Here is a 23,130-nt window from a genome sequence, read left to right on the forward strand (position 1 = left end):
TTGGCCGGCTTTGTTTAAGGCCCTGGGGGCTGGTTTTTCCGGCCTGACTGCTTCCCGTCTGACTCGCAGACGGTCCAGTGTGCCTTTTCACATTTATGGGATTTTTTTTATGGCTAAGCAATTTGATGTTGTCGTGATTGGTGCGGGCCCTGGTGGCTACATCGCCGCCATCCGTGCGGCTCAACTGGGTATGAGCGTTGCTTGTGTGGACGCCTGGTCGACCGCTGAAGGCAAGCCCGCTCCTGGCGGCACCTGCACGAACGTGGGTTGCATTCCTTCCAAGGCCTTGCTGCAATCGTCTGAGCATTTCGAGCACGCCAATCTGCACCTGGCCGAGCACGGTGTGGACGTCAAGGGCGTATCGCTGAACCTGGACAAGCTGATCGGTCGCAAAGATGTGGTCGTCAAGCAAAACAACGATGGCATTTTGTACCTGTTCAAAAAGAACAAGGTGACTTTTTTTCACGGCACCGCCTCCTTTGGCGCCAAAGTGGATGGCGGCTGGTCCGTGAACGTAGCCGGTGCCAATGCTGAAGAGCTGGTTGCCAAAAACGTCATCATTGCGACCGGTAGCTCGGCCCGTGCCTTGCCCGGTGCCGAGTTCGACGAAGAACAAATTCTGTCCAACGATGGCGCATTGCGTCTGCCCAAGGTACCCAAGAAGCTGGCCGTGATTGGCGCCGGCGTGATTGGTCTGGAGCTGGGCAGCGTGTGGCGTCGCCTGGGTGCTGAAGTGACCATTCTGGAAGGGGCTCCCGAGTTCTTGTCCGCTGTAGATCGCGACGTTGCCAAGGAAGCATTGAAGGCTTTCACCAAACAAGGTCTGAAGATCAACGTGGGCGTGAAAGTGGGCGAAATCAAAAAGTCCGCCAAACAGGTCACCATCAACTACGTGGATGCAGCTGGCGCCGAGCAAAAACTGGAAGCCGACAAGCTGATCGTCTCCATTGGCCGTGTTCCTAACACCGCCGGCCTGGGCGCGGAAACCATCGGTCTGAAGCTGGACGAGCGTGGCTTTGTGATTGTGGACGAGGATTGCGCGACCAGCCTGCCCGGTATCTGGGCAGTGGGTGACGTGGTTCGTGGTCCTATGCTGGCGCACAAGGCGGAAGAAGAAGGGGTGGCCGTGGCCGAGCGTCTGGCTGGTCAGCAGCCGCATGTCAACTTCGACACCGTGCCTTGGGTTATCTACACCTCGCCCGAGATCGCCTGGGTTGGCAAGACCGAACAGCAACTGAAGACGGACGGCCGTGCTTACCGCGCTGGCAGCTTCCCCTTCCTGGCTAACGGCCGTGCCCGCGCACTGGGTGATACAACCGGCTTTGTGAAGGTTCTGGCGGATGCCAAGACCGATGAGGTCTTGGGCGTACACTTTGTGGGTCCTGTGGCTTCCGAACTGGTGGCTGAAGCAGTTGCCATCATGGAATTCCGTGGCGCATCCGAAGATATCGCCCGTATTTGCCATGCACACCCAACCCTGTCCGAAGCTCTGAAAGAAGCGGCTCTCGCAGTGGATAAGCGCGCTCTGAACTTCTGATAGACTTTCAGGGTGTTGTGGGAAAAGGGCGGGCACAGTCTCGCCCTTTTTTTCGCCACCAAAGGCTGTTCACGTCAGTCTGGCAGGGCTGGCATGTGTGTGATAGTGACCGCGCTGCAAGGCTCAGGGCCTGCCTTAATAGCCGTGCTGCGGCGGGCCGCAGCGCAGGCTGGCAGATCACTACCTGTCCTGGACAGGTTCTTTTATTTTCAGTGCTATGAATGTTCGCGAGTATTACCATCAGGCCCTAGCAGAAAAAGGCTACCGTGCCGACCAGGCGCAAGAGCAGGCTATTGAGCGGCTGCAACGCTATTACGACGAGTGGGTGGCCTATCGCAAGATGCGATCCAGCGCCTTGCGCCGTATGTTCTCCCGCCCGGAGGTGCCGCGTGGGGTGTACTTATGGGGAGGCGTAGGACGTGGCAAGAGCTTCCTGATGGACGCTTTCTACCTGACAGTGCCGCTCAAGCGTAAAACCCGGATTCACTTTCATGAATTCATGCGCGGCGTGCACAAAGAGCTCAATCAGGTCAAGGGCATGAGCGACCCGCTGGACGAGGTCGCCAAACGTATCGCCAAGCGTTATCGCCTGATCTGTTTTGACGAGTTCCATGTTTCGGACGTGGCTGACGCCATGATTCTGTACAAGCTGCTGCTGGGCTTGTTCGAGCGCGGCACATCCTTTGTGATGACGTCCAACTACGAGCCCTCCACGCTGTATCCGGAAGGTCTGCACCGCGACCGCATTCTGCCCGCCATTGCGCTGATCCAGAAGAACATGGATATCATGAACGTGGATACCGGCGTGGATTACCGTCGTCGTGCGCTGGAACAGGTGAAAACCTATCTGACGCCCTTGGGGCCGGAGACCACCGCAGAGCTGCAATCCATGTTCACCGCCCTGTCTGACACGGCTCCTCAAGAGCCTGTGCTCAGTATCGAAAATCGGGATGTGAAAGCGGTGGCCTTGTCCGGCTCGGCCGTGTGGTTCGATTTCGAAACCCTGTGCGTGAGCCCACGCTCACAGAACGACTATCTGGAACTGGCCAATCGTTTCCAGACTGTGATCCTGTCCGATGTTCCCCGTATGACGGCCCGTGATGCTTCTGCCGCACGGCGTTTCACCTGGCTGGTCGATGTTTTTTACGACCACAAGGTCAAGTTTATTATGTCCGCGGCGGTGCCCGAGGAACAGTTGTATGTGGACGGCCCCATGGCTAATGAATTTCACCGTACTGTCTCGCGGTTGATGGAAATGCAATCGCGCGAGTACCTGGAGTCAGAACGGCGCCAGGCAGTTATTTTGTAGGAATGGGGTGCGGCCCTGGCCCGGGCACCTGATTCCTGACCCTGACACGTAGTTTTATAAGCGTATTTTTTATCATGACGACACGAGTACTGACCGGTGTTACCACAACCGGTATTCCACATCTGGGTAATTATGCTGGCGCGATTCGTCCCGCCATCCGTGCTAGCCAACAAGCCGATGTCGACGCCTTTTTCTTCATGGCCGATTACCATGCCCTGATCAAATGCGACGATCCAGAGCGCGTGGCCATCTCGCGCCGTGCGATTGCCGCGACGTGGCTGGCCTGCGGCCTGGATGTGGAAAAAGTAACGTTCTACCGTCAATCTGATATTCCCGAGATTCCAGAGCTGGCCTGGATGCTGGGGTGTGTGACCGGCAAAGGCCTGATGAACCGTGCCCATGCCTATAAAGCCGCCGTGGACAAGAATGAGCTGGCGGGGGCCGAGCCTGATGATGGCGTGACCATGGGGCTGTTCAGCTACCCCGTGCTGATGGCGGCCGATATTTTGATGTTCAATGCACACAAAGTGCCAGTGGGCCGCGATCAGGTCCAGCATTTGGAAATGGCCCGTGATATCGCCAAGAGCTTCAACCATCTGTATGGTCGTGGCCAAGAGCTGTTTGTGTTGCCCGAAGTGCAGGTCGAAGAAGACGTGGCACTCTTGCCCGGTCTGGACGGGCGCAAGATGTCCAAGAGCTACGACAACACGATCCCGTTGTTCGAAGGTGGCGCCAAGGCATTGAAGGCAGCCATTGCCCGCATTGTGACGGACTCCAAAGGCCCGGGCGAGCCTAAAGATCCGGATGATTCGCACCTGACAGCCTTGTACAAGGCATTTGCGACACCCGAGCAGACTCAAGCCTTCCGGCAGCAGTTGATCGAGGGCATGGCCTGGGGCGAGGCCAAGGATGCCTTGCACCAGTTGCTGGAAGCCATGATTGCTCCCATGAGGGATCGTTACGAAGCCCTGATGGCTCGTCCTCAAGACATTGAAGACCTGTTGCAAGTTGGCGCCCGTAAGGCCCGTGCCTATGCAACGCCTTTTATCCATGAATTGAAAGCCGCGGTTGGCTTGCGTGACCCATTGAGCGTGACGGCCGTCAAAACGGAATCCAAGGCTCGCAAAGCTCGCTTCGTGAACTTCCGCGATGAGGATGGTACTTTCCGTTTCCGCCTGCAAGACGCTGCGGGTCAAGCCTTGTTTCTGTCCCGCTCCTATGCGGACCCCAAGCAGGCCGGTGTAGCGATCAAGGCCTTGCAGACGGCGGCATTTGATGAGGTGGTCAGGCAAGAGGGCTCGGAACTGCAGATTCATTGCGCAGGGGAAGAAGTCGCGCGGGTATCGGTTGATCAGCGTGACGCCGTCCACGCCGCTTTGGACTCGATGCGAGACTAGCAGCAGGGATGATGCGCTGCAGGGTTGATCCCTCCTTGGGATGGAGTCTGCAGCTGCCCTGATGTCGGGTTTTATGTCTCGTCCTGACGAGCCAACGCCTCAAGCCACTGGTGCATGGGCATAAAAGCGCTTGACGAGGGTGAGGTTCAGCCAGGGCTGGGAGTGATGTGCGCCTGGCGCAAAACATCGAGCCCTGCATGAATGCTCACGCAGGGCTCGCTACTTTTGTTCAGATTGTGCAGCTAGTCTTTATTCTGCCGCCTGGGCTGGTATGTCCAGCTGCTCGCAGAGCGTCAGAATTTCGTCCAGGTGCTCACGTTTGACGACGATCAGTTGGAACTCCTCGTCATAGCTCTGGGCAAACTCCAGCAGACAGTAGGAGGGGTGAAACTCCTGCAACTGTTCATTCGCCCACTGAAAAAAGCCGTCCACATCCTGGAAAGGCATGTCGTCGTAAGGAAAAGCGGGCAGGTCCCGGCTTTCAAAAGCGGCCAGAATCTCTTCCCACAGCTCATCGACGGTATCGGCTAGTGCCAGATAGTCATCCAGCTCGTAGCTGATGGCCAGGACCAGAGCGCCATCCGGATCATGTTCCATCAGGTTCTGGGCATGCTTGCCATAGGCCTCACCCATCGCCGCTGTACTGGCGCTGGCAGCCAGAACGGTCTGGCTGATGGCTGCAATCTCCTGCTCCTCCTGATCAAATCCGGTCAGCAGATTGAGCAGACGCGTCAGTTGGGAAAGGCGCTCGGTCTCAGTCATGGCTTATCTCCGAAGTTTGCTAAAGGCCGCTGCCATGGCACCTGTTGGTGCCGGTTCAGCTTGCCGGTTGGGGCGATTGTTTCCGGAACGGCGCTGGGGAGCGTTGCTTGTGTTGCTGGAACCACGCACCGGGGCGCTGTCGTCGTTCAGGCGCATGGTCAAACCAATACGCTTGCGGGCTACATCCACTTCCTGGACTTTAACCTTAACCGTCTGACCTACGCGAACCACATCACGTGGATCTTTCACAAAGGTGTCCGACAGGGCGGAGATATGTACCAGGCCATCCTGATGGACACCCACATCCACAAAGGCACCAAAGTTGGCCACATTGGTGACCACGCCTTCCAGAATCAGACCGGGCGTCAGGTCATTCAGGGAGTTGATGCCTTCCTGGAATTTGGCGGTTGTAAATTCAGGGCGTGGGTCACGACCGGGCTTTTCAATTTCGTTAAAAATATCACGCACGGTGGGTAAACCAAAGCGCTCATCCGTAAAGTCCGAGGGAGACAGGCCTTTGAGGGCGCCTGATTTACCCATGACATCGCTGGCCTGGGCCTGTAAGCGCTCCAGAATACGAGCGGCAACCGGGTAGGCTTCGGGGTGAACGGCAGACGCGTCCAGGGGGTTGGCTGCGCCGGGAATACGCAAGAAGCCCGCTGCCTGCTCAAACGCTTTCTCGCCGAATCGGGGTACTTCGCGCAATTGTTTGCGGCTCTGGAAAGCCCCGTTCTCGTCACGCCAGGTCACGATGTTTTTGGCCAGAGTGTTGTTCAGCCCCGAAACCCGGGCGAGCAGGGGAGCAGAAGCAGTGTTCACGTCCACCCCGACTGCGTTCACACAATCCTCGACTACCGCATCCAGACTGCGGGCCAGCTCGCGTTGGTTGACATCGTGCTGGTACTGCCCGACACCAATGGATTTGGGGTCGATCTTGACCAGCTCGGCCAGGGGGTCTTGCAGGCGGCGGGCGATGGAGACGGCACCACGCAGGCTGACGTCCATATCAGGAAATTCCTGGGCAGCCATTTCCGAAGCAGAGTACACCGATGCCCCTGCCTCGGACACGACCACGCGGGTCAGTGGCAGTTGCGGGAAGGCCGACTGAAGGTCGGCCACCAGTTTTTCTGTTTCACGCGACGCTGTGCCGTTGCCAATGGCTACCAGTTCAACCTGGTGACGGGTAGCCAGACCGGCCAGGGTGCGAATTGCCCCTTCGCGGTCGCGACGAGGCTCAAAGGGGTAGACGGTGGCGGTATCCAGTACCTTGCCGGTGGCATCGATCACAGCGGCTTTGACGCCGGTACGAATGCCAGGGTCCAGGCCCAGAATGGCTTTATTGCCCGCGGGGGCGGCCAAGAGTAAATCGCGCAGGTTGGCGGCAAACACGCGGGTGGATTCCTGCTCGGCTTGTTCGCGCAGACGACCAATCAGCTCGGATTCAAACGCCGTCAGCAACTTGACGCGCCAGGTCCAGCGGCAGACCTCGGCCAACCAGTGATCCCGTGGGCTGGCGTCGGCGGAAAAGTCAGCGCCAATATCGGTCAGTTCCGCCACTTTCAGCACACAAGGGTGCGGCAAAAGCTGATCCTGTTCGGGGTTCAGGCCCAGGCGCAGGTCCAGCGCACCTTGCTGACGACCGCGCAACAAAGCCAGTACGCGGTGAGAAGGTAGTTGGCGCAGCGCTTCGTTAAAGTCGAACCAGTCGCGGAATTTGTCACCTTCCTGTTCCTTGCCTTCGGCAACCTTGGAGTACAGGTGGGCGGACTTCCACAGATAGTCGCGCATGGCTTCCAGCAAATCGGCCTGTTCAGCAAAGCGCTCGGCCAAAATGTCGCGGGCGCCGTCCAAAGCGGCCTTGGCTGTGTCGATTTTGGCCTCGGCATTCAGGTAGCCTTCGGCCAGGGCCAGTGGATCGGCCTCTTTTTGGGCCAGAATGGCGTCTGCCAGCGGCTCCAGACCCGCTTCGCGGGCAATTTGGGCACGGGTGCGACGCTTGGGCTTGTAAGGGGCGTACAAGTCTTCCAGACGCTGCTTAGTGTCCGCTGCCAAAATGGCCTGTTCCAGCTCGGGCGTCAGTTTTTCTTGCTGGCGGATCGATTCCAGAATGGCATGACGACGCGATTGCATATCGCGCAAATAGATCAGGCGCACTTCCAGATCGCGCAGGACATTATCGTCCAGGCCACCGGTGGCTTCCTTGCGGTAACGGGCAATAAAAGGGACCGTGGCCCCGTTGTCCAAGAGCTCGACCGTGGCGGCGGCTTGTTGGATGCGGATGTTCAGTTCAGAGGCCAGTAGCGCCAGAATCTGTTGGTGATCCTGTTGCTGGGCGAGGGTTTCCACAGTCATTTCAGTTATGGGTCCATCGTTGTAAAAGGGTCTGCAAGCGCCGCATTTTGCCATAAAGACCGGCAGCGACCCAGAATTGGCAGGTATCATCTTGTATGTATTCCACTGTGATTGTAGACAGTTCTGTCTTTCATCACCTCACCCTTAGCGGTTTTGCCCCATGTTGTTGCAGGATTATTCCGATATATTTTCCCCTCAGGGCCCCCTGGCAGGGTCTGTCTCGCACTATCGTCCGCGGCAGGCTCAGCTGGAGCTGGCCCAAGCCATCAGCGAAACGGTCGCCGACTCCGGCGTGCTGATCGCCGAGGCCGGTACAGGAACGGGCAAGACCTGGGCCTATCTGGTGCCTGTGTTCATGCAAGGGGGCAAAGCGCTGGTCTCGACCGGCACGCGCACCTTGCAGGATCAATTGTTCCGGCGCGACATTCCCCACTTGCGCAAGGCGCTGGCCCTGCCGGTGGATGTGGCCTTGCTCAAGGGGCGCAGCAACTATGTTTGCCATTACCATCTGGAGCGCCTGGGGCAGGACGACCGAGCCCTGAAGTCCCGTGCGGAGATCGCGTATCTGCGAGCCATCCAGCTTTTTACCGAGCGCAGTCGTAGTGGCGACAAAGGCGAACTGGCCGAAGTCCCTGAGGATGCGGACATCTGGCATCGGGTCACGTCCACACGAGATAATTGCCTGGGGCAGGATTGCCCCTTTGTACGTGACTGTTTCGTGATGAAAGCGCGCCGCCATGCTCAGGATGCCGATGTGGTGGTGGTGAATCATGCCTTGTTCATGGCCGACTTGGCCCTGCGCGAAGAGGGTGTGACGGATTTGCTGCCCAGCGTGGATCTGGTGGTGTTTGACGAAGCCCACCAATTGCCCGACGTGGCCACCCGTTTTCTGGGTAGTAGCGTGTCCTTGTACCAATTGACCGATTTGTGTCGGCAGATTGAAGCGGCAGGTCTGGCCCAGGCGCGCGAGACCGTGGACTGGAGTCAGGTCGCCCGCAAGTTGGAGCAAGCCGCTCGGGATTTGCATTTGCGAACCGCGTCGCTGGCGGCTCAAGGTGGCCGTGCAACGTTCCAGGCCTTGCCCGAGCCGGAGCTGTTTGATGAAGCGCTGGAGCATTTGCTGGAAACCTTCGACAAGGTCATCAAGATGCTGGCCATGGTGGCGGAGCGGCATCCTGATCTGGCCGCGGCTCATAAAAGCGCCTTGGACTTGCGGGCGCGTTTGTTCCAGTGGAGCCAGCCGGATCGTCAGGGGCGCCATGCCTACCTGCCTGAAAGTGAAAAAGAGCAGGACCAGCCCGATGAGTTTGTCCGTTGGGTCGAAAGTGGCCAGCACTATTTGCGTTTGCACAGTGCTCCTTTATCGGTGGCCAAGATTTTTTCGCGCTACAGAGGCAAGGAGCAGTCCTGGGTGCTGACCTCGGCCACCTTGTCGGTGCATGGCGATTTCAACCACTTCAAGCGACAGCTCGGTTTGTTTGATGCTCGCACCGAAGCCTGGGCTTCACCGTTCGACTATCCGAATCAGGCACTGTTTTATGTGCCCAGCACCTTGCCGCTTCCCAGTCATCCGAATTTCAATCAGGCTTTCGTGGATGCGCTCATCCCCCTGATCAAGGCCGGGCAGGGCGGGGTGCTGGTGCTGTGCACCACCTTGCGTTCGGTGGAGCGAATCGCTGAGATGTTGCGGGATCGATTCGATCGGGAAGACATTGAGCGTAACGTGCTGCGCCAGGGAGAGCGATCGCGGCAAGTGCTGCTGGATGAGTTCCGGGCGCGTGGCAATGCGGTGCTGGTGGGCAGCGCCAGTTTCTGGGAAGGGATTGACCTGCCCGGTGATGCACTGACTCTGGTGGCAATCGACAAACTGCCCTTTGCGCCACCTGATGATCCCGTGCTGGAAGCGCGTATCAAGGAGTGCAAGGATCGAGGTGGTAATCCCTTTATGGAATACCAACTGCCAGAAGCCGCGATTGCCTTGAAACAAGGAGCAGGGCGCCTGATCCGTACCGAGCGCGACTGGGGCGTGTTGATGGTGGGTGACGCCCGTATTGTCGAGAAACCCTACGGCAAATTGCTGTGGCGGGGTTTGCCACCCTTTGCCCGTACTCGTGATCCTGCCCGTGCTCTGGCGTTTCTGCGGGAGCAGAAAGCCCGGCGGCAAAGCGAGGAAGTGACGGATGTCTCGATGCAAGATGGCCCGGCGCAGCGCTGACGGCGCCATTAAGGAGCTGCTTCCGTACACCCGTTCATAGATCAAGATAATGCTGGAGGTCGGTTGTTTGGCCGATTTCCAGTTTAGTCGGGTGCTTGTTTCCAGAGGCAAGAAACGCTTTTGTTTTCTGAGTACAATGACGGCTATGGCTGCCCTTGCTTACTTCACATTGGAACCGCTGGATTACCGGGGCGCAGCCATGCCTCGCGGACACTTCCACTCCGTTACACCGCCCTAAGTGGCACTAGCGCTGCAAGAGCGCTCTCTTCTTGTCCCCTACCTGTTTGACTGGTCTGTAGCTATCCATCGCTACGGGCTTGCTCCTGTTTGCCTTGCACGTTCTGCCCTTGTTTGTGGAGTAGGGCGTTGTGAGCGCGTCTATCCCTTGTTTGCTAAGGGCAGTGTTCATGTTTATTGAAAAAATGAGAACGGAGTGGTTCTCCAATGTTCGGGGTGATTTGCTGGCTGGTCTGGTGGTGGCCTTGGCCCTTATTCCTGAAGCGATCGCATTTTCCATTATTGCCGGAGTCGATCCTAAAGTCGGTCTGTATGCCTCTTTCTCTATCGCCACGCTTATTGCTTTTGTTGGCGGGCGACCCGGGATGATTTCGGCAGCGACCGGGGCGATGGCCTTAGTGATGGTGACCTTGGTGAAAGAGCACGGGCTCGACTATCTGTTGGCTGCAACCATTCTGGCAGGAGTACTGCAAATGTTGGCTGGGTTTTTACGCCTCGGCCAGCTTATGCAGTTTGTCTCTCGGTCGGTTATCACGGGCTTCGTCAACGCGTTGGCTATCTTGATTTTTATGGCCCAATTGCCAGAGTTAAGCAATGTCGCCTGGCCCGTTTATGCGATGACTGCGGCAGGTCTGCTTATCATTTATGGATTGCCTTATTTCACCAAGGCGGTGCCTTCGCCCTTGGTGGCCATTGTTGTTCTAAGTATTGTGTACATGGTTTTGGAACTGGATATCCGTACCGTCGGCGATATGGGAGCCTTGCCGGACAGTTTGCCCAGTTTTTTGATCCCACAGGTTCCCTGGACGTGGGAGACCGTGCAAATTGTCTTTCCTCATTCTGCCACCCTATGTGTCGTGGGCCTGCTCGAATCATTGATGACGGCCACCATTGTGGACGATATGACCGACACCACGAGTAACAAGGATAGAGAGTGTGTCGGTCAAGGTATTGCCAATATCGCTACGGGTTTTGTGGGAGGCATGGCTGGTTGCGCCATGATTGGTCAGTCAGTGATCAACGTGAAATCCGGTGGCCGCGGTCGCCTGTCCACCTTAACGGCGGGTGTGGTGCTCTTGATACTGGTTGTGTTCCTGGGGGAGTGGGTGAAGCAGATACCTATGGCGGCCCTGGTCGCTGTGATGGTGATGGTTTCTATCAGCACCTTTAATTGGCGCTCGATCAAGGATCTGGTGGTTCACCCCAAAACATCCAGTGTCGTCATGTTGGCCACGGTGGTGGTAACGGTGGCCACGCATGATTTGGCCAAGGGAGTACTGACAGGCGTTTTGTTTTCTGGCGTGTTCTTTGCACATAAAGTTCGCCGTGTTTTGCAAGTTAGCTCCAGCCTTAGCCAGGATGCCCAGACCCGTACGTATGTCGTGTTTGGGCAGGTGTTTTTTGCTTCTGCAGAGAGCTTTGTTGAGAAGTTCGACTACCAGGAGAAAGTGGCGCGCATTTGCATCGATGTAAGCCAGACACGATTCTGGGACTTAAGCTCGGTCGCAGCGCTGGATCGGGTTGTGCTGAAACTGCGCCGTGGTGGAGCCTATGTCGAGGTGCACGGTTTGGATGCCAGCAGCACGGCGATGGTGGCGCAATTTGCCAGTTATCCCAGAAATAAGGATATGGATTCCGTAAGCGTTCATTAATTGAAACGGCCGGAGCTGGATGCTCCGGCTTTAAGTTTTATGGATTGGCCATTGTTGCTCCTGATTGAAAGTAGTTAGGCCCCGGCTTTCAGTCTTTTACGGCGCTTCATCTACTGAAAATAATCATTCAGGTTTAAACAAAAAACGTAACTGATCGCAGGGTAATCCCCATACTCCATGTCATTGACTCACCAAATCTGACTCATTACCATCTCAACATACAACTATGTATGTTCTAAAACCACTTGTGTTTGGTGATCCGCATGACAAGAGAAAAAGCGTTGCCGCGAGTAATGCGTTTTGACGATTTGGTCTTTCAGCCTCGGCAGGAAAAGCCAGAGATGGCGCAGTTGGCGGAGATTGTGGGCGAGGATGACGGTACGCCTCTGGGGGCGGGGTATGCACGTTTGAATCAGGCCCGTATTGAATGGACCGTGCTGTATGACGAGGTCGTGACGGTGATTGAGGGCAGCATGCGCATTCACACCCCTGAGGGCATTCTGGAGGCGGGGCCGCGCGATTGCATCTGGCTGCCTGCTGGCACCCCCTTGATCTATGAAGCAGACTCCGCGCTGATTCATTACTGTCTGCACCCCAGCAACTGGGCCAGCGCACGGGCGGCGACATGAGCATCCAGAACATTACGTGTCTGCCCGAGAACGACAAGACCAATGGCTGGAGTCGCTTGCTGGCTCCCCGCACACCCAAGCCCGCCTTGGCTAACGACGTGCACGCTGACTGGGTGGTCGTCGGTGGTGGCCTGGCCGGCTTGGCCGCAGCCCGTCGCCTGGCAGAGAATCGCCCCGGCGACCGCATCGTTGTGCTGGAAGCGGATCAGGTGGGCGAGGGCGCGCAAGGTCGAAACTCCGGCTTTGCAATTGATAGCCCTCATAACGTCGGCAGTTCCATGGGCGAGCTGGATGCCGCCCGCTCGCATGTACGCCTGGCGCGTACCGCGATTGCTTACTTGAAAACCCAGGTCGAGCGTTACGGCATCGAGTGCGACTGGAGTCCCATCGGGAAGTTCCACGCCGCGGTTTCCGAGGAAGGCGTACGCACAACCTTGAAGCCTACGCTGCAAGTGCTGGAGTCCTTGAAGGAACCGCATGAGTGGCTGGACGGCAAGGCGCTGCACGACAAGCTGGGATTCAAGCATTTCCGCACAGGGATTTATACCCCCGGCACCGTGTTGTTGAACCCGGCTGGTCTGTCGCGTGGTCTGGCCGACAATATGCCTCCCAACGTCACCGTCTACGAAAAAACACCTGTGCTGTCCTTGCAGCAAGGCGATGGCGTCACGCTGGAAACACCCGGTGGCAAGGTTCGTGCAGGCAAGATGATTCTGGCCGTGAACGTCTTTGCGGAGCAGTTCGGTTTTTATAGCGGCAAGCTGATGCCGATGGCGGCTCATGCCAGCTTGACCCGTTGCCTGACGGAAAGCGAACAGCGCGAACTGGGTGGTTTGCCCAGCTGGGGTTTGACGCCCGCCAACGCCTTTGTGGGCATTACCATGCGTCGCACCAATGACCAGCGCATTCTGATTCGTCAGCACATGACATACGCTCCCAGTTTGCGTAGCGATGACGAGAGCCGTCGCCGCGTGCGCATTGAGCACAAAACCCTGTTTGACGAGCGTTTCCCGAATCTGAAGAACGTGGAAATGGAGCACACCTGGACGGGCTTCATCTGTTTGTCCCGTAACGGCTCGCCCGGCTTTGGTCAGGTGGCCCCGCATGTGTATTCCGCAGTGTGTCAGAACGGGGTGGGGCTGACCAAGGGCACGATCTCGGGCATGTTGGTCGCGGATCTGGCTTGCGGTCTGGACAATCCCTTGATTGCCGATATGCAGGCTTTGGGGCAACCCGATGCCTTGCCGCCACGCCCGTTTCTGGATATCGGCGTCCGGGCCCGTTTGGGCTGGGAGCTGTGGCGAAACCGGGCGGAAGCCTGATACTCAAAGTGTGAACAACAAATTTAAAAGAGATACCCAGGAGGAGTTATGAAGCTGTTGAGCAAGACTTTGCTGACTGTGATGTTCAGCCTGAGCGCGGCCACCGCGTCCGCGCAAACCATGCGCATTGCGACGGACTCGGGCGCGCAAGGTTCACCCAGTGGTGATGCCATCGAGAAATGGGCGGCTCTGATTAAAGAAGGCACGCAAGGCGCTTTGTCGCCGCGCGTGTTTTATCAAAACCAGTTGGGTGGTCAGGAGGAGGTGTTCGACCAGCATGTGGCTGGTGACGTGCAGTTGATGCTGAACTGGCCCATGACCTCCTACGACAAGCGCATCGCGGCGATCTATACGCCCTATATGTTCACCACCTGGGAGGAGGCGCTGGCCGCTTATCAACCGGGTGGCTGGCTGAATCAAACCCTGGATGGTGTGTATAAGGAAAATGGCTTGAAGTTTTTTGGCGCCTGGCCTGAAGGGTTCAATGGAGTGGCCACCAAAGGCAAACATGCGCTGACCGTGCAGGACGCCAAAAATATCAAGGTGCGTGTGCCTCCTATCGCCCTGATGCAGCAGTCCGTGCAGGCCATGGGTTACCAGACGGCCGCCATTGATTGGGGTGAAGTGTTTACCTCGATTCAGACCGGCGTGGTCGATGGCGATGCAGCCAACGTCATTTATTACGACTACGAGTACTTCCGGGACACGCTGGATTACTACGTGCGCAGCAAGCAGCAGTTTATTACCGGTGTGCTGTCCATGAACCTGCAGGCCTGGGAGGCCTTGAAGCCCGAGCAGCAGCAAGTCGTTCAGGCTTCGGCCATCGCCATCATGAAGGATCAGTTCGCCAAGGCTCAAGAGACCGACGCGGCAGTGGTCGAGAAATGGAAAGCCTTGGGCAAACACTATATCGAACTTGACAAAGATCAACTGGCCGCGCTGGGAGAGCATGTCCGCGCGCAGGTCTGGCCGTCCATGAAGTCGCAGGTAGGCGATAGCATCATGGCGCATATCGAGAAAAATGCCTCGGCGCTGAAGTAAGCAGCGGCGTACAAGGGAGTATGACTGTGAGTGAGGACCTTCCGATCAAGCAAGGCCCGGCCCTGATCGCCCTTCAATGGCTGGCCATTGTGTCCAGCATTGTAGTGGCGGCAGGTTTGGCCTACGTGGTGGCTGCGCGTTATTACCTCCACTGGCCAGCAACCGGTGTCCATACCATTGTGATGGTGGCGGCGATTTGGCTGTACATGACAGGGGCGCTGATCGCCAGCCAGTCCCGTCAGCATCTGGTGGTGGATTACCTGTCCCATCGTTTGAAAACGCCGCGTGCGCGAGCGATTCACCGATTCTGTGTGGCAGTGCTGGTGCTGCTAATTGTGGTGGCCTTTGCCTATTGGACCTTGCGCATGTTCATGTGGGGATCGCGTTTTTCCACCACGATGGCCGAGCTGTCTATCCCTGTCTGGGTTCCTCAGTCAGCTATCGGTCTCAATGCCCTTGGCAGTCTGGCCTATGGCTTGCGTGATGTCTATGAGTCCTGGATGGCCTTGCAACGGGGAGAATATTAATCATGCATGCTGGTTTTTCTGTTCTCCTGCTTTTGTTCCTGCTGGGCGTGGGAGTGCCGGTGGCCTGGTCTTTTGCCGGTACGCTTTTGCTGCTGACCTGGGTGTATGACGTCAATCTGAATACGTTGATGCTGCAGGGTTTTCGCTCTTTGAACTCCTTGGTTCTTCTGGCTTTGCCTTTATTTATCATGGCGGGGTATTTGATGCAGGCCGGCGGGATCGCCCACCGGCTGGTTGGCTTTGCCGAAATGCTGGTCAAGAACCGCCGCGGGGGGATGGGGGCCAGCATGGTCCTGGCTTCCGGGGTGTTCGGAGCCATTTCGGGTACGGCTTCTGCAGCGGTTGCCTCGATCGGAACGATTCTGGTCGACCCCATGGAGCAGCGTGGTTATCCGCGCCCCTATTCAGCGGCCTTGCTGGGAATTTCTTCTTTGCTGGGGATTCTGATCCCACCATCGATCACCATGATCTTGTTTGCGGTTGTCACCCAGCAGTCCGTGGTGGCCTGTTTTGCGGCAACAATTGGTCCCGGGCTGCTCCTGATGGTGGGTTTGATCCTGTTTAATTACGTGGTCGCAGGACGTTGGTTCAAAGAGCAGCCCACGCCACCAGCCTCCGATACAGGCCGTCGCTCTGCATTGGGAAGCCTGCTTTTGGCGATTCCCGCCTTATGCATCCCCGTGCTGATTCTGGGGGGGATTTACGGGGGCGTATTCACGCCAACCGAGGCAGCGGCGGTGGCGGTTGTGCTCGTGATTGGGATTGGCTGCTTTGTGTATCGTGAGCTGACTTTGCGCAAGTTATGCGACAGCTTTGTACGCACGGCCGAGACCACAGGCACGGTCATTCTGATCTTGCTGTTCTCTTTCCTGATCGGTCGTATCCTGGTGGCGCAGGGCGTGCCACAGGACCTGACTACTTTTGTGACAGGACTGGTCGATAGTCCCATCGGCATTTTGTTGATGGTCAATGTGTTTTTGATTCTGGTGGGGATGATTATCGACGACGTGTCGCTGACCGTTGTCGTCGCTCCCTTGCTTCTGCCTTTGGTAGGCGTGGCGGACGTCAATCCGATTCAGTTTGCCGCCATCGTGGCGTGTGCTGTGATTGTGGGTTCCAACAGCCCGCCCATGGCGCCGGTGCTGTACATGTCCTGTCGCATCAGTAAGGTGACAGTCCATCGCTCTTTTGGCCCGGCCATCGCCATGATCGTATTCGTCGCCATTCCGGTTCAATTGATCACTACCTTCGTGCCCGCTGTTTCCTTGGCGTTTCCACGAATGCTGGGTCTGTTATAAGAGGAGCGCCGGTATACTTTGGCGACTAAAGCGACTCTACAAGCAGGCGATATGAGTGATAAGGAACTGATTGAACGGGTGGCCCAGGCCGGGGCCCTGACCGAGCCCAACGTGCATCTGACACGGGCGGACTGGCTGGAAGCCGCTATCCGCCTGTTCATGCAGGAAGGGGTGGAGGCCGTGCGTATCACCCGGCTGGCGCAGCTTATGGCCGTCACGCGAGGCAGTTTTTACTGGCATTTCAAGGACAGGGACGACCTGCTGGACGGGCTGGTTGGTTTTTGGGAGCAAAAGAACATGCGTTCCACCATGCTGGCGCTGGAGAACGTGGACAATTTGCAAGATGGCATGTTGTCCCTGTTCTCCACCTGGCTGGACGTGTCCCGTTTTGAGCCGGGTTTGGATATGGCCATGCGGGATTGGGCAAGGCGCTCCGAGCGGGTGCGGCAAGCCGTCGCGCGGGCGGACAAGGCCTGCATGAACGCCTTGGCCAATTTCTTCCAGCGCATGGGTGTGGAAGAGATCGAAGCCCAGACCCGAGCCCGGACCACGTATTTTTGCCAGATAGGCTATTACCTGATTGGTCTGCAGGAGGATCTGGAGGACCGGATGGTGTATTTGAACGACACCATGAAAATCCTCGGAGGCCAAGCCTTAGACCCGGCCAAGGCCGAGGCTTTTGCCGAGCGCATGTATAGCGTGCAAAAGGACAATGCCAGGAAAGAGCGGTGATACTTAGGATGCTCTGGAGCCAGTGGGGGGATGGGCGGACTCGGATGGCCGCCAGGGCAAGGAGCTATCTGATGGATATTCTTATTGATAGTCCTTGCTCGGATGATTAGGACAACACAAGCTGGCAGGGAACATCAGTTTGAAGGTAGAAAAAAACTAAAAGGGCCGAATCCTGGATGGGATTTGGCCCTTTTTTGGGTTGCGTTCTGCGAGACGTTTTATTGTCGCCTCACAAAGGCAGCGCGTATTGTGCGCTGCTTTGCTTCAAGGCTTAGAACCAGTTGATCGGGTTCCAGTAATTCACCTTGGAATCCAGCCCTTCCTTGAAGTACTTCGAGTCAGGGAAGTTTTCGTCCATCACCCGCTTGGTGGTGTCGCGCAGTTCGGTCTGACCCAACTTGTCGTAGGACAGGTACATCAAGTACAGCGCACGTTCAGCAATGGGCACGCCTTTGAAGTCGGTAATGACGGTCTGCGCACGGTTTACGGCCGCCACGTACGCCCCACGCTTGTAGTAGTACTCAGCCACGTGTACTTCGTTCTGTGCGATGGTGCTGACCAGCCAGGTCAGCCGCTTGGCTGCATCGGGCGCGTAACGGCTGTTAGGGTAGCGTTGCAGCAGATCGTTAAAGGCTTCGTAGGACTCACGCAGACCTTTGGGGTCACGCTCGCTGGGGTCCTGCTGGGTGATATTGGACAGGGCCGCACTGGGAGGCGTAAAAGAAATCAGCCCTTTCAGGTACAACATGTAATCGGTGCCAGGGTGGCTGGGGTATTGCTTCTGAAAGCGGTCAATTGCCGCCAGGGCCTTGGCAGGCTCGTCGTCCTTCCAGTTGATGTAGGCTTGGTCGATCAGCGATTGCTGTGCATAGGTGCCAAAGGGATAGCGGGACTCGACGGCTTCCAGGCGGGTACGCGCGTCTTTCCAGTTGCCGGCCGCCATCTCTTCACGGGCGTCTTTATACAAGCGCTCGGCGGTCCAGCCCGAGGTAGGGTCAACTTCTTTTTTGGTAGTGCCGCAGCCAGCAAGCAATGTGGCAGCCAGCATTAATGCGGCTACGTGGGCCAGCTTGGTACCACGAATACGTGGCAAGTTCAGGTTCATGCGAGTCACAAAAGCGTCCTTGGTGTTAGCATTGCTGCTCAATTATATGATTTGTCGCCATGCCTGACACAGATACTGAAAAAGATAGTGTTGTTTCTTCCGACGCACTGCGTTTTATCCTTCCCATCTCCGCGTCTCCCGATCGTCTGGACAAGACTTTAGCGCGTTTGCTGCCGCAGCATTCGCGCAGCCGTCTGCAGTCCTGGGTCGAGAGCGGGCATGTGCTTGTCAACGGCCAGGTGGTCAAGGTCAAGCATACGGTTTATCCCGGTGACATCGTTCAGGTCTGGGAGCAACAGGCACCCGAAGACATGGCGTTCGAGCCCGATGACGTGGACTTTGAAATTGTGGCTCAAAGCGATTCCTGGCTGGTGGTTAACAAGCCGGTAGGTCTGGTCACGCACCCGGGCGCGGGTAACTGGCGCGGCACCTTGCTCAATGGTCTGCTGTTTCGCTTTCCCGCTTTGCGTCAGGTGCCCCGTGCCGGTGTCGTACACCGGCTGGACAAAGATACGTCCGGCTTGCTGGTTGTCGCTCGCACGGAAGTTGCTCAAACCCACTTTGTCCGACAATTGCAAGAGCGTAGCATGGGACGCCAGTATCTGGCCCTGGTTCATGGCGTATTGCCGGGTCAAGGTTCGGTCGAGGAGCCCATCGGGCGTGACTTGCGCGTTCCCGTACGCATGAGTACCGGGCCCTCTGTCGCTCCCAAGCCGGCAGTAACGCATTATCAGATGCTGCGTCAGGGCTATGCCGGTGACGAGGCGGTGACCGAGGTGGCGTGTCGCTTGGAGACAGGGCGTACCCATCAGATCCGGGTCCACCTGAGTTCGATCAAGCACCCCTTGCTGGCCGATACGCTTTATGGCGGTCGGGCCGTGGCGGGCGCGCAGCGTCAAATGTTGCACGCTCATGTGCTGGAGTTTGAGGACCCCGATACCGGCGAGCGTCGTCGCTTTTCGGCCGAGCCACCGGCTGATTATCAATCTGTTGCAGAGACGATTGAATGGCACACGCACAGCTGATTCCTACGGTTGGCGGCCCCGAACAAGCGGGACTGCTTTATTTCTGTACGACTCGTGCCGGTGGTGTCAGCCAGGGCGAGCGGGAAAGCCTGAACCTGGGGCTGAATACGGGTGATGATCCGCAGCGGGTGCAGGCCAATCGTCAGCGTATGGTGGACTTTTTGGGCGTAGAGCCGATCTGGCTGGCGCAAGTTCATGGCACGGATGTGCTGGATGCCGATCAGGATCTTTTACCCGCCGAGCCTCGGCAGTTTGACGCCGCCGTCACTACCCGTAGCGACCGCACGCTGGCTATCTTGACGGCCGACTGCCTGCCCGTCGTGATCTGGGACGAGCAAGCCCGGGTCGTGGGGGTTGCTCATGCCGGTTGGCGTGGCTTGCAGGCCGGGGTGCTGGAGCGAACCTGGCAGGCGATGGTAAGGCGCTGCCCGCAAGCGGGTTCCTGGCAGGCCTGGATTGGGCCGGCCATCAGCCAGAAGCACTTTGAGGTGGGGCAGGAGGTGTTTGATGCCTATGTCCGGGCGGAACCTGAATTGGCTACTTTTTTTAATGCGGGAAAGCATCCCGGCAAATGGCAGGCAGATTTGCCCGCCATTGCGCGCCATCGCTTGGAACAATTGAGTCCGGGCGCCATGAAGGTGCATCTAAGTGGCTTGTGCACGTTCGAGGATGATGAGCGGTTTTACTCCTATCGCCGTTCGCCGCAAACGGGCCGACAAGTCACCATTGCGCGTCTGGCCCATCGCTAGCCGTTTTTTGTTCCTACGCACTATGAAAAGCAGGCTTTGGTTTCAGTTGATGGTGTGTCAGCCTAATTAATTACCCCAATTGACTGGGTTTGCGACGAACGTCATGCTCTAAGCGTATTTGCAATTCGTTTACAGGTGGCAGATGTCGAGTAACAACCGTGCTTTTCAAGGTTTTGGCAAACCGATCGATGCCGCCCGCTGTGCTGAATTGCAAGCCCATTACCTGCAGCAGTGGCAGAATTTGTGGGAACAGGCCCAGCGTGGCGACTTGCCCCCGGCGAAAGACAGACGGTTTGCCGATGCCGCTTGGCAGAACAATCCTACCGCCCTGTTCAATGCCCATGTCTGGCAACTGAGTGTTCAGGCCATGAACGATATGCTCGGTCTGATGGAGCTGGATGAGGCCCAGCACGAGCGTCTGAGCTTTTCCACCATGCAGTGGGCCGAGGCCATGTCGCCCAGCAACTACCTGATGCTCAATCCCCAGGCCCTGCAGACCATGATGGATACTGGCGGCCAGTCGGTCCTGGAGGGCATGTCCAATTTTATGGAGGACTGGCAAAAAGGACGTTTGACGCAAACGGATGAAAGCCAGTTTCAGCTTGGGGTTAACGTGGGCACCACGCCTGGTGCTGTGGTGTTTCAGAACGATATCTTTCAGTTGATCCAGTACGCGCCCACCACCGCGATGGTGCATGCCGTGCCGTTGCTGATCGTGCCACCGTGCATCAACAAATTCTATATTCTGGATTTGCAGCCTGAGAATTCCTTTGTGCGTCACGCCCTGGATCAGGGCTTGACCGTATATCTGATGTCCTGGCGAAATCCTCAGCCTACCGATGAGCCCCATATTCATGCCCTGAGCTGGCAGGATTATCTGGAGCAAGGCGTGCTCGAGGCGGTTCGTGTCAGTCAGGAGCTATCGGGGCAGGACAAGATCAATACGCTGGGTTTTTGCATCGGAGGCACCTTGCTGGCCAGCGCGTTGGCGCTGGCGCGTGCCAAAGGGCAGGAGCCAGCCGCGTCCATGACCCTGCTGACCACCATGCTGGACTTTAGCGATGTCGGCATGCTCAACGTCTTTATCGACGAGGCGCAGGTTGCCTTTCGGGAGTGGCAGTTGGGGCAGGGGGGATTGCTCAATGCCCGTGAACTGGCCAGTACCTTTTCGTTTTTGCGTCCCGCCGAACTGGTTTGGAATTATGTGAGTAGTAATTATTTGCAGGGCAAGAAGCCGCCTGCGTTTGATTTGCTGTATTGGAACTCTGATGGCACGCATCTGCCCGGTCCTTTTTTTACCTGGTATCTGCGTAACACCTACTTGGAAAACCGTCTGATTCAGGATGGGGGAGTGCCGGTCGGTCAGTATCGTGCTGACCTGAGCAGCCTGGCTTTGCCGGTTTATGTGTACGGTTCCAAAGAAGACCATATTGTGCCGTGGCAATCGGCCTATGCTTCTTTGCGGGCGTTGCCTGCTGCCCAAGCTCGTTTTGTGCTGGGAGCATCGGGCCACATCGCTGGCGTCATTAATCCCCCTGCCAAACAGCGCCGTAACTACTGGGTGCTGCAGGAAGATGAACCCCTTGCCAGCCTGCAGGCTCAGCAGTACCTGGAGCGGGCCCAGTCTGTTCCCGGCAGTTGGTGGACGGATTGGATTGCCTGGCTTGCGCCCTTGTCGGGATCGCGGCGTCGCGCCAAACGTCGCTTGGGCAATGCGCGCTATCCCGTTCTGGAAGAGGCGCCTGGCAGTTATGTAAAAGTGCGTGCCAGTTAATTCTTCCGTTTTTCAGATTTTGGGAGCAGGGCCGCTGGCCTGCTTCCTTCATCCCGATGTCAGGCTTTCTCATTGCCCGGGCTGGCGCAGGGATATGAGCTTTGTCACCCCTTTCTGGAGATGTCTATGAGCAGCAAAGTAGCGTACGTAACTGGTGGTATGGGAGGGATAGGGACAGTCATTTGTCAGCGCCTGGCCAAGGACGGTTTCACCGTGATTGCAGGCTGCGGCCCCAATCGTGATTTTCAGAAATGGTTGGGCGAACAGGCCGAATTGGGTTACGCCTTTCATGCGTCGGTGGGCAACGTGGCAGACTGGGACTCCACTGTCGAGACGTTCAAGAAAGTGTTTGCCGAGTTTGGCCGTGTGGATGTGCTGGTCAACAATGCAGGGATCACGCGCGATGGCACCTTTCGTAAAATGAGTCAGGAAGACTGGCGTGCCGTGATCGACACCAATTTGAACAGCCTGTTCAACGTGACCAAGCAAGTGATCGATGGCATGGTGGAGCGTCAATGGGGGCGTATCATCAATATCAGTTCGGTCAATGGGCAAAAAGGTCAGTTTGGCCAGACCAACTACTCGACAGCCAAAGCCGGTATTCATGGCTTTACGATGGCCTTGGCTCAAGAAGTTGCCAATAAAGGGGTGACAGTCAATACTATTTCCCCCGGATATATTGGCACCGACATGGTCCGGGCGATTCGTCCTGACGTTCTGGAGAAAATCGTCGCTACCATTCCGGTGGGGCGCTTGGGCACCCCCGATGAAATCGGGTCCATGGTTGCCTGGCTGGCGTCGGGTGATTCGGGTTTTGCCACTGGCGCGGATTTCTCCCTGAATGGCGGTCTGCACATGAGCTAAGGCTTGCAGACGTACACAGTGCATGTTTTGTTTTATTGATTAGGAAGTAAGCACCAGCATGGGATCTCCTCGACTCATCAAGAAATACCCCAATCGTCGCTTGTACGACACACAGGCCAGCGCTTACATCACCATGGTTGATGTCAAGCAGCTGGTGCTGTCCGGGGAGGAGTTCGCGGTCGTCGATGCCAAAAGCGGCGAGGACCTGACGCGCAGCATTTTGCTGCAGATCATTCTTGAGGAGGAAAGCGGGGGTATCCCCATGTTCTCCACTCCAGTGCTGATGCAGATCATCCGCTTTTATGGCAATGCCATGCAAGGGGTGATGGGCTCGTATCTGGAAAAGAATATTCAGGCATTCATGGAGATTCAGGAACGCATGACCGAGCAGTCCAAGGGGATGTATGGTGGCCAGTTTGGCCCCGAGGCTTGGGCGCAGTTCATGAGTGTGCAGGCCCCGATCATGCAAACTGTCATGAACAGCTATATTGATCAAAGCAAGAATCTGTTTGTTCAAATGCAGGACCAGATGCAAGATCAGACCCGGCAAATGTTTTCGGTCTTTCCTTTTGCGCCACCGGGCAAAGACAAGAAAGACTGATT

19 protein-coding genes are annotated in these 23,130 nt (G+C 57.0%); 16 read left to right on the forward strand and 3 right to left on the reverse strand.

Features of this window, described 5'->3' with window-relative positions; all coding sequences use genetic code 11:
- The first annotated feature begins 109 nt into the window (after positions 1 to 109).
- From lpdA to RSQ48_RS05010, 3 genes are all read left to right on the forward strand, one after another.
- The gene (gene lpdA, locus RSQ48_RS05000) at positions 110 to 1,537 is read left to right on the forward strand and encodes a dihydrolipoyl dehydrogenase (RefSeq protein ID WP_003802513.1); all 1,428 of its coding nucleotides are present in this window, start codon (positions 110 to 112) and stop codon (positions 1,535 to 1,537) included.
- A 217-nt stretch (positions 1,538 to 1,754) separates the two neighbouring features.
- A complete protein-coding gene (zapE, locus tag RSQ48_RS05005; RefSeq protein WP_003802510.1) occupies positions 1,755 to 2,846 on the forward strand; it encodes a cell division protein ZapE in 1,092 nt (363 codons plus the stop codon).
- A 74-nt stretch (positions 2,847 to 2,920) separates the two neighbouring features.
- On the forward strand, positions 2,921 to 4,243 hold the full coding sequence (locus tag RSQ48_RS05010) for a tryptophan--tRNA ligase (RefSeq protein WP_003802508.1): 1,323 nt from the start codon (positions 2,921 to 2,923) through the stop codon (positions 4,241 to 4,243).
- A gap of 249 nt (positions 4,244 to 4,492) precedes the next feature.
- On the opposite strand, the gene RSQ48_RS05015 is transcribed toward RSQ48_RS05010, so the two are convergent.
- Together RSQ48_RS05015 and RSQ48_RS05020 are read right to left on the reverse strand one after the other, a co-directional pair.
- Positions 4,493 to 5,005 (reverse strand): hypothetical protein, encoded by a 513-nt coding sequence (locus RSQ48_RS05015; protein ID WP_003802506.1) that lies wholly within the window; start codon positions 5,003 to 5,005, stop codon positions 4,493 to 4,495.
- A 3-nt stretch (positions 5,006 to 5,008) separates the two neighbouring features.
- Complete coding sequence (locus tag RSQ48_RS05020) at positions 5,009 to 7,357, reverse strand: Tex family protein (protein ID WP_415302188.1); 2,349 nt, start codon at positions 7,355 to 7,357, stop codon at positions 5,009 to 5,011.
- 160 nt (positions 7,358 to 7,517) lie between these two features.
- Between RSQ48_RS05020 and RSQ48_RS05025 the strand changes: the two genes are divergently transcribed.
- The 8 genes from RSQ48_RS05025 (at position 7,518) to RSQ48_RS05060 (ending at position 17,010) form a co-directional block, all read left to right on the forward strand.
- The gene (locus RSQ48_RS05025) at positions 7,518 to 9,572 is read left to right on the forward strand and encodes an ATP-dependent DNA helicase (RefSeq protein ID WP_415302189.1); all 2,055 of its coding nucleotides are present in this window, start codon (positions 7,518 to 7,520) and stop codon (positions 9,570 to 9,572) included.
- Positions 9,573 to 9,979: 407 nt separating this feature from the next.
- The gene (locus RSQ48_RS05030) at positions 9,980 to 11,461 is read left to right on the forward strand and encodes a SulP family inorganic anion transporter (RefSeq protein ID WP_415302190.1); all 1,482 of its coding nucleotides are present in this window, start codon (positions 9,980 to 9,982) and stop codon (positions 11,459 to 11,461) included.
- A 263-nt stretch (positions 11,462 to 11,724) separates the two neighbouring features.
- The gene (locus RSQ48_RS05035; RefSeq protein WP_230406269.1) at positions 11,725 to 12,090 is read left to right on the forward strand and encodes an ethanolamine utilization protein EutQ; all 366 of its coding nucleotides are present in this window, start codon (positions 11,725 to 11,727) and stop codon (positions 12,088 to 12,090) included.
- Positions 12,087 to 13,412 (forward strand): NAD(P)/FAD-dependent oxidoreductase, encoded by a 1,326-nt coding sequence (locus RSQ48_RS05040; RefSeq protein WP_059318783.1) that lies wholly within the window; start codon positions 12,087 to 12,089, stop codon positions 13,410 to 13,412. Before RSQ48_RS05035 ends, RSQ48_RS05040 begins: the two co-directional genes overlap by 4 nt.
- 48 nt (positions 13,413 to 13,460) lie before the next feature.
- Positions 13,461 to 14,453 carry a TRAP transporter substrate-binding protein DctP gene (gene dctP, locus RSQ48_RS05045; RefSeq protein WP_415302191.1) on the forward strand — a complete coding sequence of 331 codons (993 nt, stop codon included), beginning with the start codon at positions 13,461 to 13,463 and terminating at the stop codon, positions 14,451 to 14,453.
- Between the two features lie 20 nt (positions 14,454 to 14,473).
- The gene (locus RSQ48_RS05050; protein ID WP_003802492.1) at positions 14,474 to 14,980 is read left to right on the forward strand and encodes a TRAP transporter small permease; all 507 of its coding nucleotides are present in this window, start codon (positions 14,474 to 14,476) and stop codon (positions 14,978 to 14,980) included.
- Positions 14,981 to 14,982: 2 nt separating this feature from the next.
- Positions 14,983 to 16,278 carry a TRAP transporter large permease gene (locus RSQ48_RS05055; protein WP_003802490.1) on the forward strand — a complete coding sequence of 432 codons (1,296 nt, stop codon included), beginning with the start codon at positions 14,983 to 14,985 and terminating at the stop codon, positions 16,276 to 16,278.
- A 51-nt stretch (positions 16,279 to 16,329) separates the two neighbouring features.
- The gene (locus RSQ48_RS05060; protein ID WP_003802488.1) at positions 16,330 to 17,010 is read left to right on the forward strand and encodes a TetR/AcrR family transcriptional regulator; all 681 of its coding nucleotides are present in this window, start codon (positions 16,330 to 16,332) and stop codon (positions 17,008 to 17,010) included.
- A gap of 271 nt (positions 17,011 to 17,281) precedes the next feature.
- Here RSQ48_RS05060 and RSQ48_RS05065 read toward each other — a convergent pair whose 3' ends face one another.
- Positions 17,282 to 18,115, reverse strand: coding sequence for an outer membrane protein assembly factor BamD (locus tag RSQ48_RS05065; protein WP_080584985.1), 834 nt, complete (start codon positions 18,113 to 18,115; stop codon positions 17,282 to 17,284).
- Between the two features lie 59 nt (positions 18,116 to 18,174).
- On the opposite strand from RSQ48_RS05065, the gene RSQ48_RS05070 reads away from it, so the two are divergent.
- From RSQ48_RS05070 to phaR, 5 genes are all read left to right on the forward strand, one after another.
- A complete protein-coding gene (locus RSQ48_RS05070) occupies positions 18,175 to 19,140 on the forward strand; it encodes an RluA family pseudouridine synthase (protein ID WP_003802484.1) in 966 nt (321 codons plus the stop codon).
- A complete protein-coding gene (pgeF, locus tag RSQ48_RS05075; protein WP_415302192.1) occupies positions 19,122 to 19,889 on the forward strand; it encodes a peptidoglycan editing factor PgeF in 768 nt (255 codons plus the stop codon). The genes RSQ48_RS05070 and pgeF overlap by 19 nt, the downstream gene beginning before the upstream one ends.
- A 142-nt stretch (positions 19,890 to 20,031) precedes the next feature.
- Positions 20,032 to 21,663, forward strand: a complete 1,632-nt coding sequence (locus RSQ48_RS05080) for a PHA/PHB synthase family protein (RefSeq protein ID WP_059318787.1) — start codon at positions 20,032 to 20,034, stop codon at positions 21,661 to 21,663.
- A 126-nt stretch (positions 21,664 to 21,789) separates the two neighbouring features.
- A complete protein-coding gene (phbB, locus tag RSQ48_RS05085; protein WP_003802477.1) occupies positions 21,790 to 22,527 on the forward strand; it encodes an acetoacetyl-CoA reductase in 738 nt (245 codons plus the stop codon).
- Positions 22,528 to 22,585: 58 nt separating this feature from the next.
- Positions 22,586 to 23,128 carry a polyhydroxyalkanoate synthesis repressor PhaR gene (gene phaR / locus RSQ48_RS05090; protein ID WP_003802475.1) on the forward strand — a complete coding sequence of 181 codons (543 nt, stop codon included), beginning with the start codon at positions 22,586 to 22,588 and terminating at the stop codon, positions 23,126 to 23,128.
- Positions 23,129 to 23,130 lie beyond the last annotated feature (2 nt).

Origin of the sequence: Alcaligenes sp. SJTW-7 (assembly GCF_047716895.1) — a bacterium.
Taxonomy (GTDB): Bacteria; Pseudomonadota; Gammaproteobacteria; order Burkholderiales; family Burkholderiaceae_B; genus Alcaligenes; species Alcaligenes ammonioxydans.

Excerpts from the sequence above, each read along its gene's own strand:
- phaR (WP_003802475.1), top strand. The coding sequence starts at position 22,586 with ATGGGATCTCCTCGACTCATCAAGAAATACCCCAATCGTCGCTTGTAC.
- RSQ48_RS05055 (WP_003802490.1), top strand. The coding sequence starts at position 14,983 with ATGCATGCTGGTTTTTCTGTTCTCCTGCTTTTGTTCCTGCTGGGCGTG.
- RSQ48_RS05030 (WP_415302190.1), top strand. The coding sequence starts at position 9,980 with ATGTTTATTGAAAAAATGAGAACGGAGTGGTTCTCCAATGTTCGGGGT.
- phbB (WP_003802477.1), top strand. The coding sequence starts at position 21,790 with ATGAGCAGCAAAGTAGCGTACGTAACTGGTGGTATGGGAGGGATAGGG.
- pgeF (WP_415302192.1), top strand. The coding sequence starts at position 19,122 with ATGGCACACGCACAGCTGATTCCTACGGTTGGCGGCCCCGAACAAGCG.
- RSQ48_RS05040 (WP_059318783.1), top strand. The coding sequence starts at position 12,087 with ATGAGCATCCAGAACATTACGTGTCTGCCCGAGAACGACAAGACCAAT.
- zapE (WP_003802510.1), top strand. The coding sequence starts at position 1,755 with ATGAATGTTCGCGAGTATTACCATCAGGCCCTAGCAGAAAAAGGCTAC.
- RSQ48_RS05015 (WP_003802506.1), bottom strand. The coding sequence starts at position 5,005 with ATGACTGAGACCGAGCGCCTTTCCCAACTGACGCGTCTGCTCAATCTG.
- RSQ48_RS05050 (WP_003802492.1), top strand. The coding sequence starts at position 14,474 with ATGACTGTGAGTGAGGACCTTCCGATCAAGCAAGGCCCGGCCCTGATC.
- RSQ48_RS05010 (WP_003802508.1), top strand. The coding sequence starts at position 2,921 with ATGACGACACGAGTACTGACCGGTGTTACCACAACCGGTATTCCACAT.
- RSQ48_RS05035 (WP_230406269.1), top strand. The coding sequence starts at position 11,725 with ATGACAAGAGAAAAAGCGTTGCCGCGAGTAATGCGTTTTGACGATTTG.
- RSQ48_RS05080 (WP_059318787.1), top strand. The coding sequence starts at position 20,032 with ATGTCGAGTAACAACCGTGCTTTTCAAGGTTTTGGCAAACCGATCGAT.
- RSQ48_RS05020 (WP_415302188.1), bottom strand. The coding sequence starts at position 7,357 with ATGACTGTGGAAACCCTCGCCCAGCAACAGGATCACCAACAGATTCTG.
- RSQ48_RS05060 (WP_003802488.1), top strand. The coding sequence starts at position 16,330 with ATGAGTGATAAGGAACTGATTGAACGGGTGGCCCAGGCCGGGGCCCTG.
- dctP (WP_415302191.1), top strand. The coding sequence starts at position 13,461 with ATGAAGCTGTTGAGCAAGACTTTGCTGACTGTGATGTTCAGCCTGAGC.
- lpdA (WP_003802513.1), top strand. The coding sequence starts at position 110 with ATGGCTAAGCAATTTGATGTTGTCGTGATTGGTGCGGGCCCTGGTGGC.
- RSQ48_RS05025 (WP_415302189.1), top strand. The coding sequence starts at position 7,518 with ATGTTGTTGCAGGATTATTCCGATATATTTTCCCCTCAGGGCCCCCTG.
- RSQ48_RS05070 (WP_003802484.1), top strand. The coding sequence starts at position 18,175 with ATGCCTGACACAGATACTGAAAAAGATAGTGTTGTTTCTTCCGACGCA.
- RSQ48_RS05065 (WP_080584985.1), bottom strand. The coding sequence starts at position 18,115 with ATGAACCTGAACTTGCCACGTATTCGTGGTACCAAGCTGGCCCACGTA.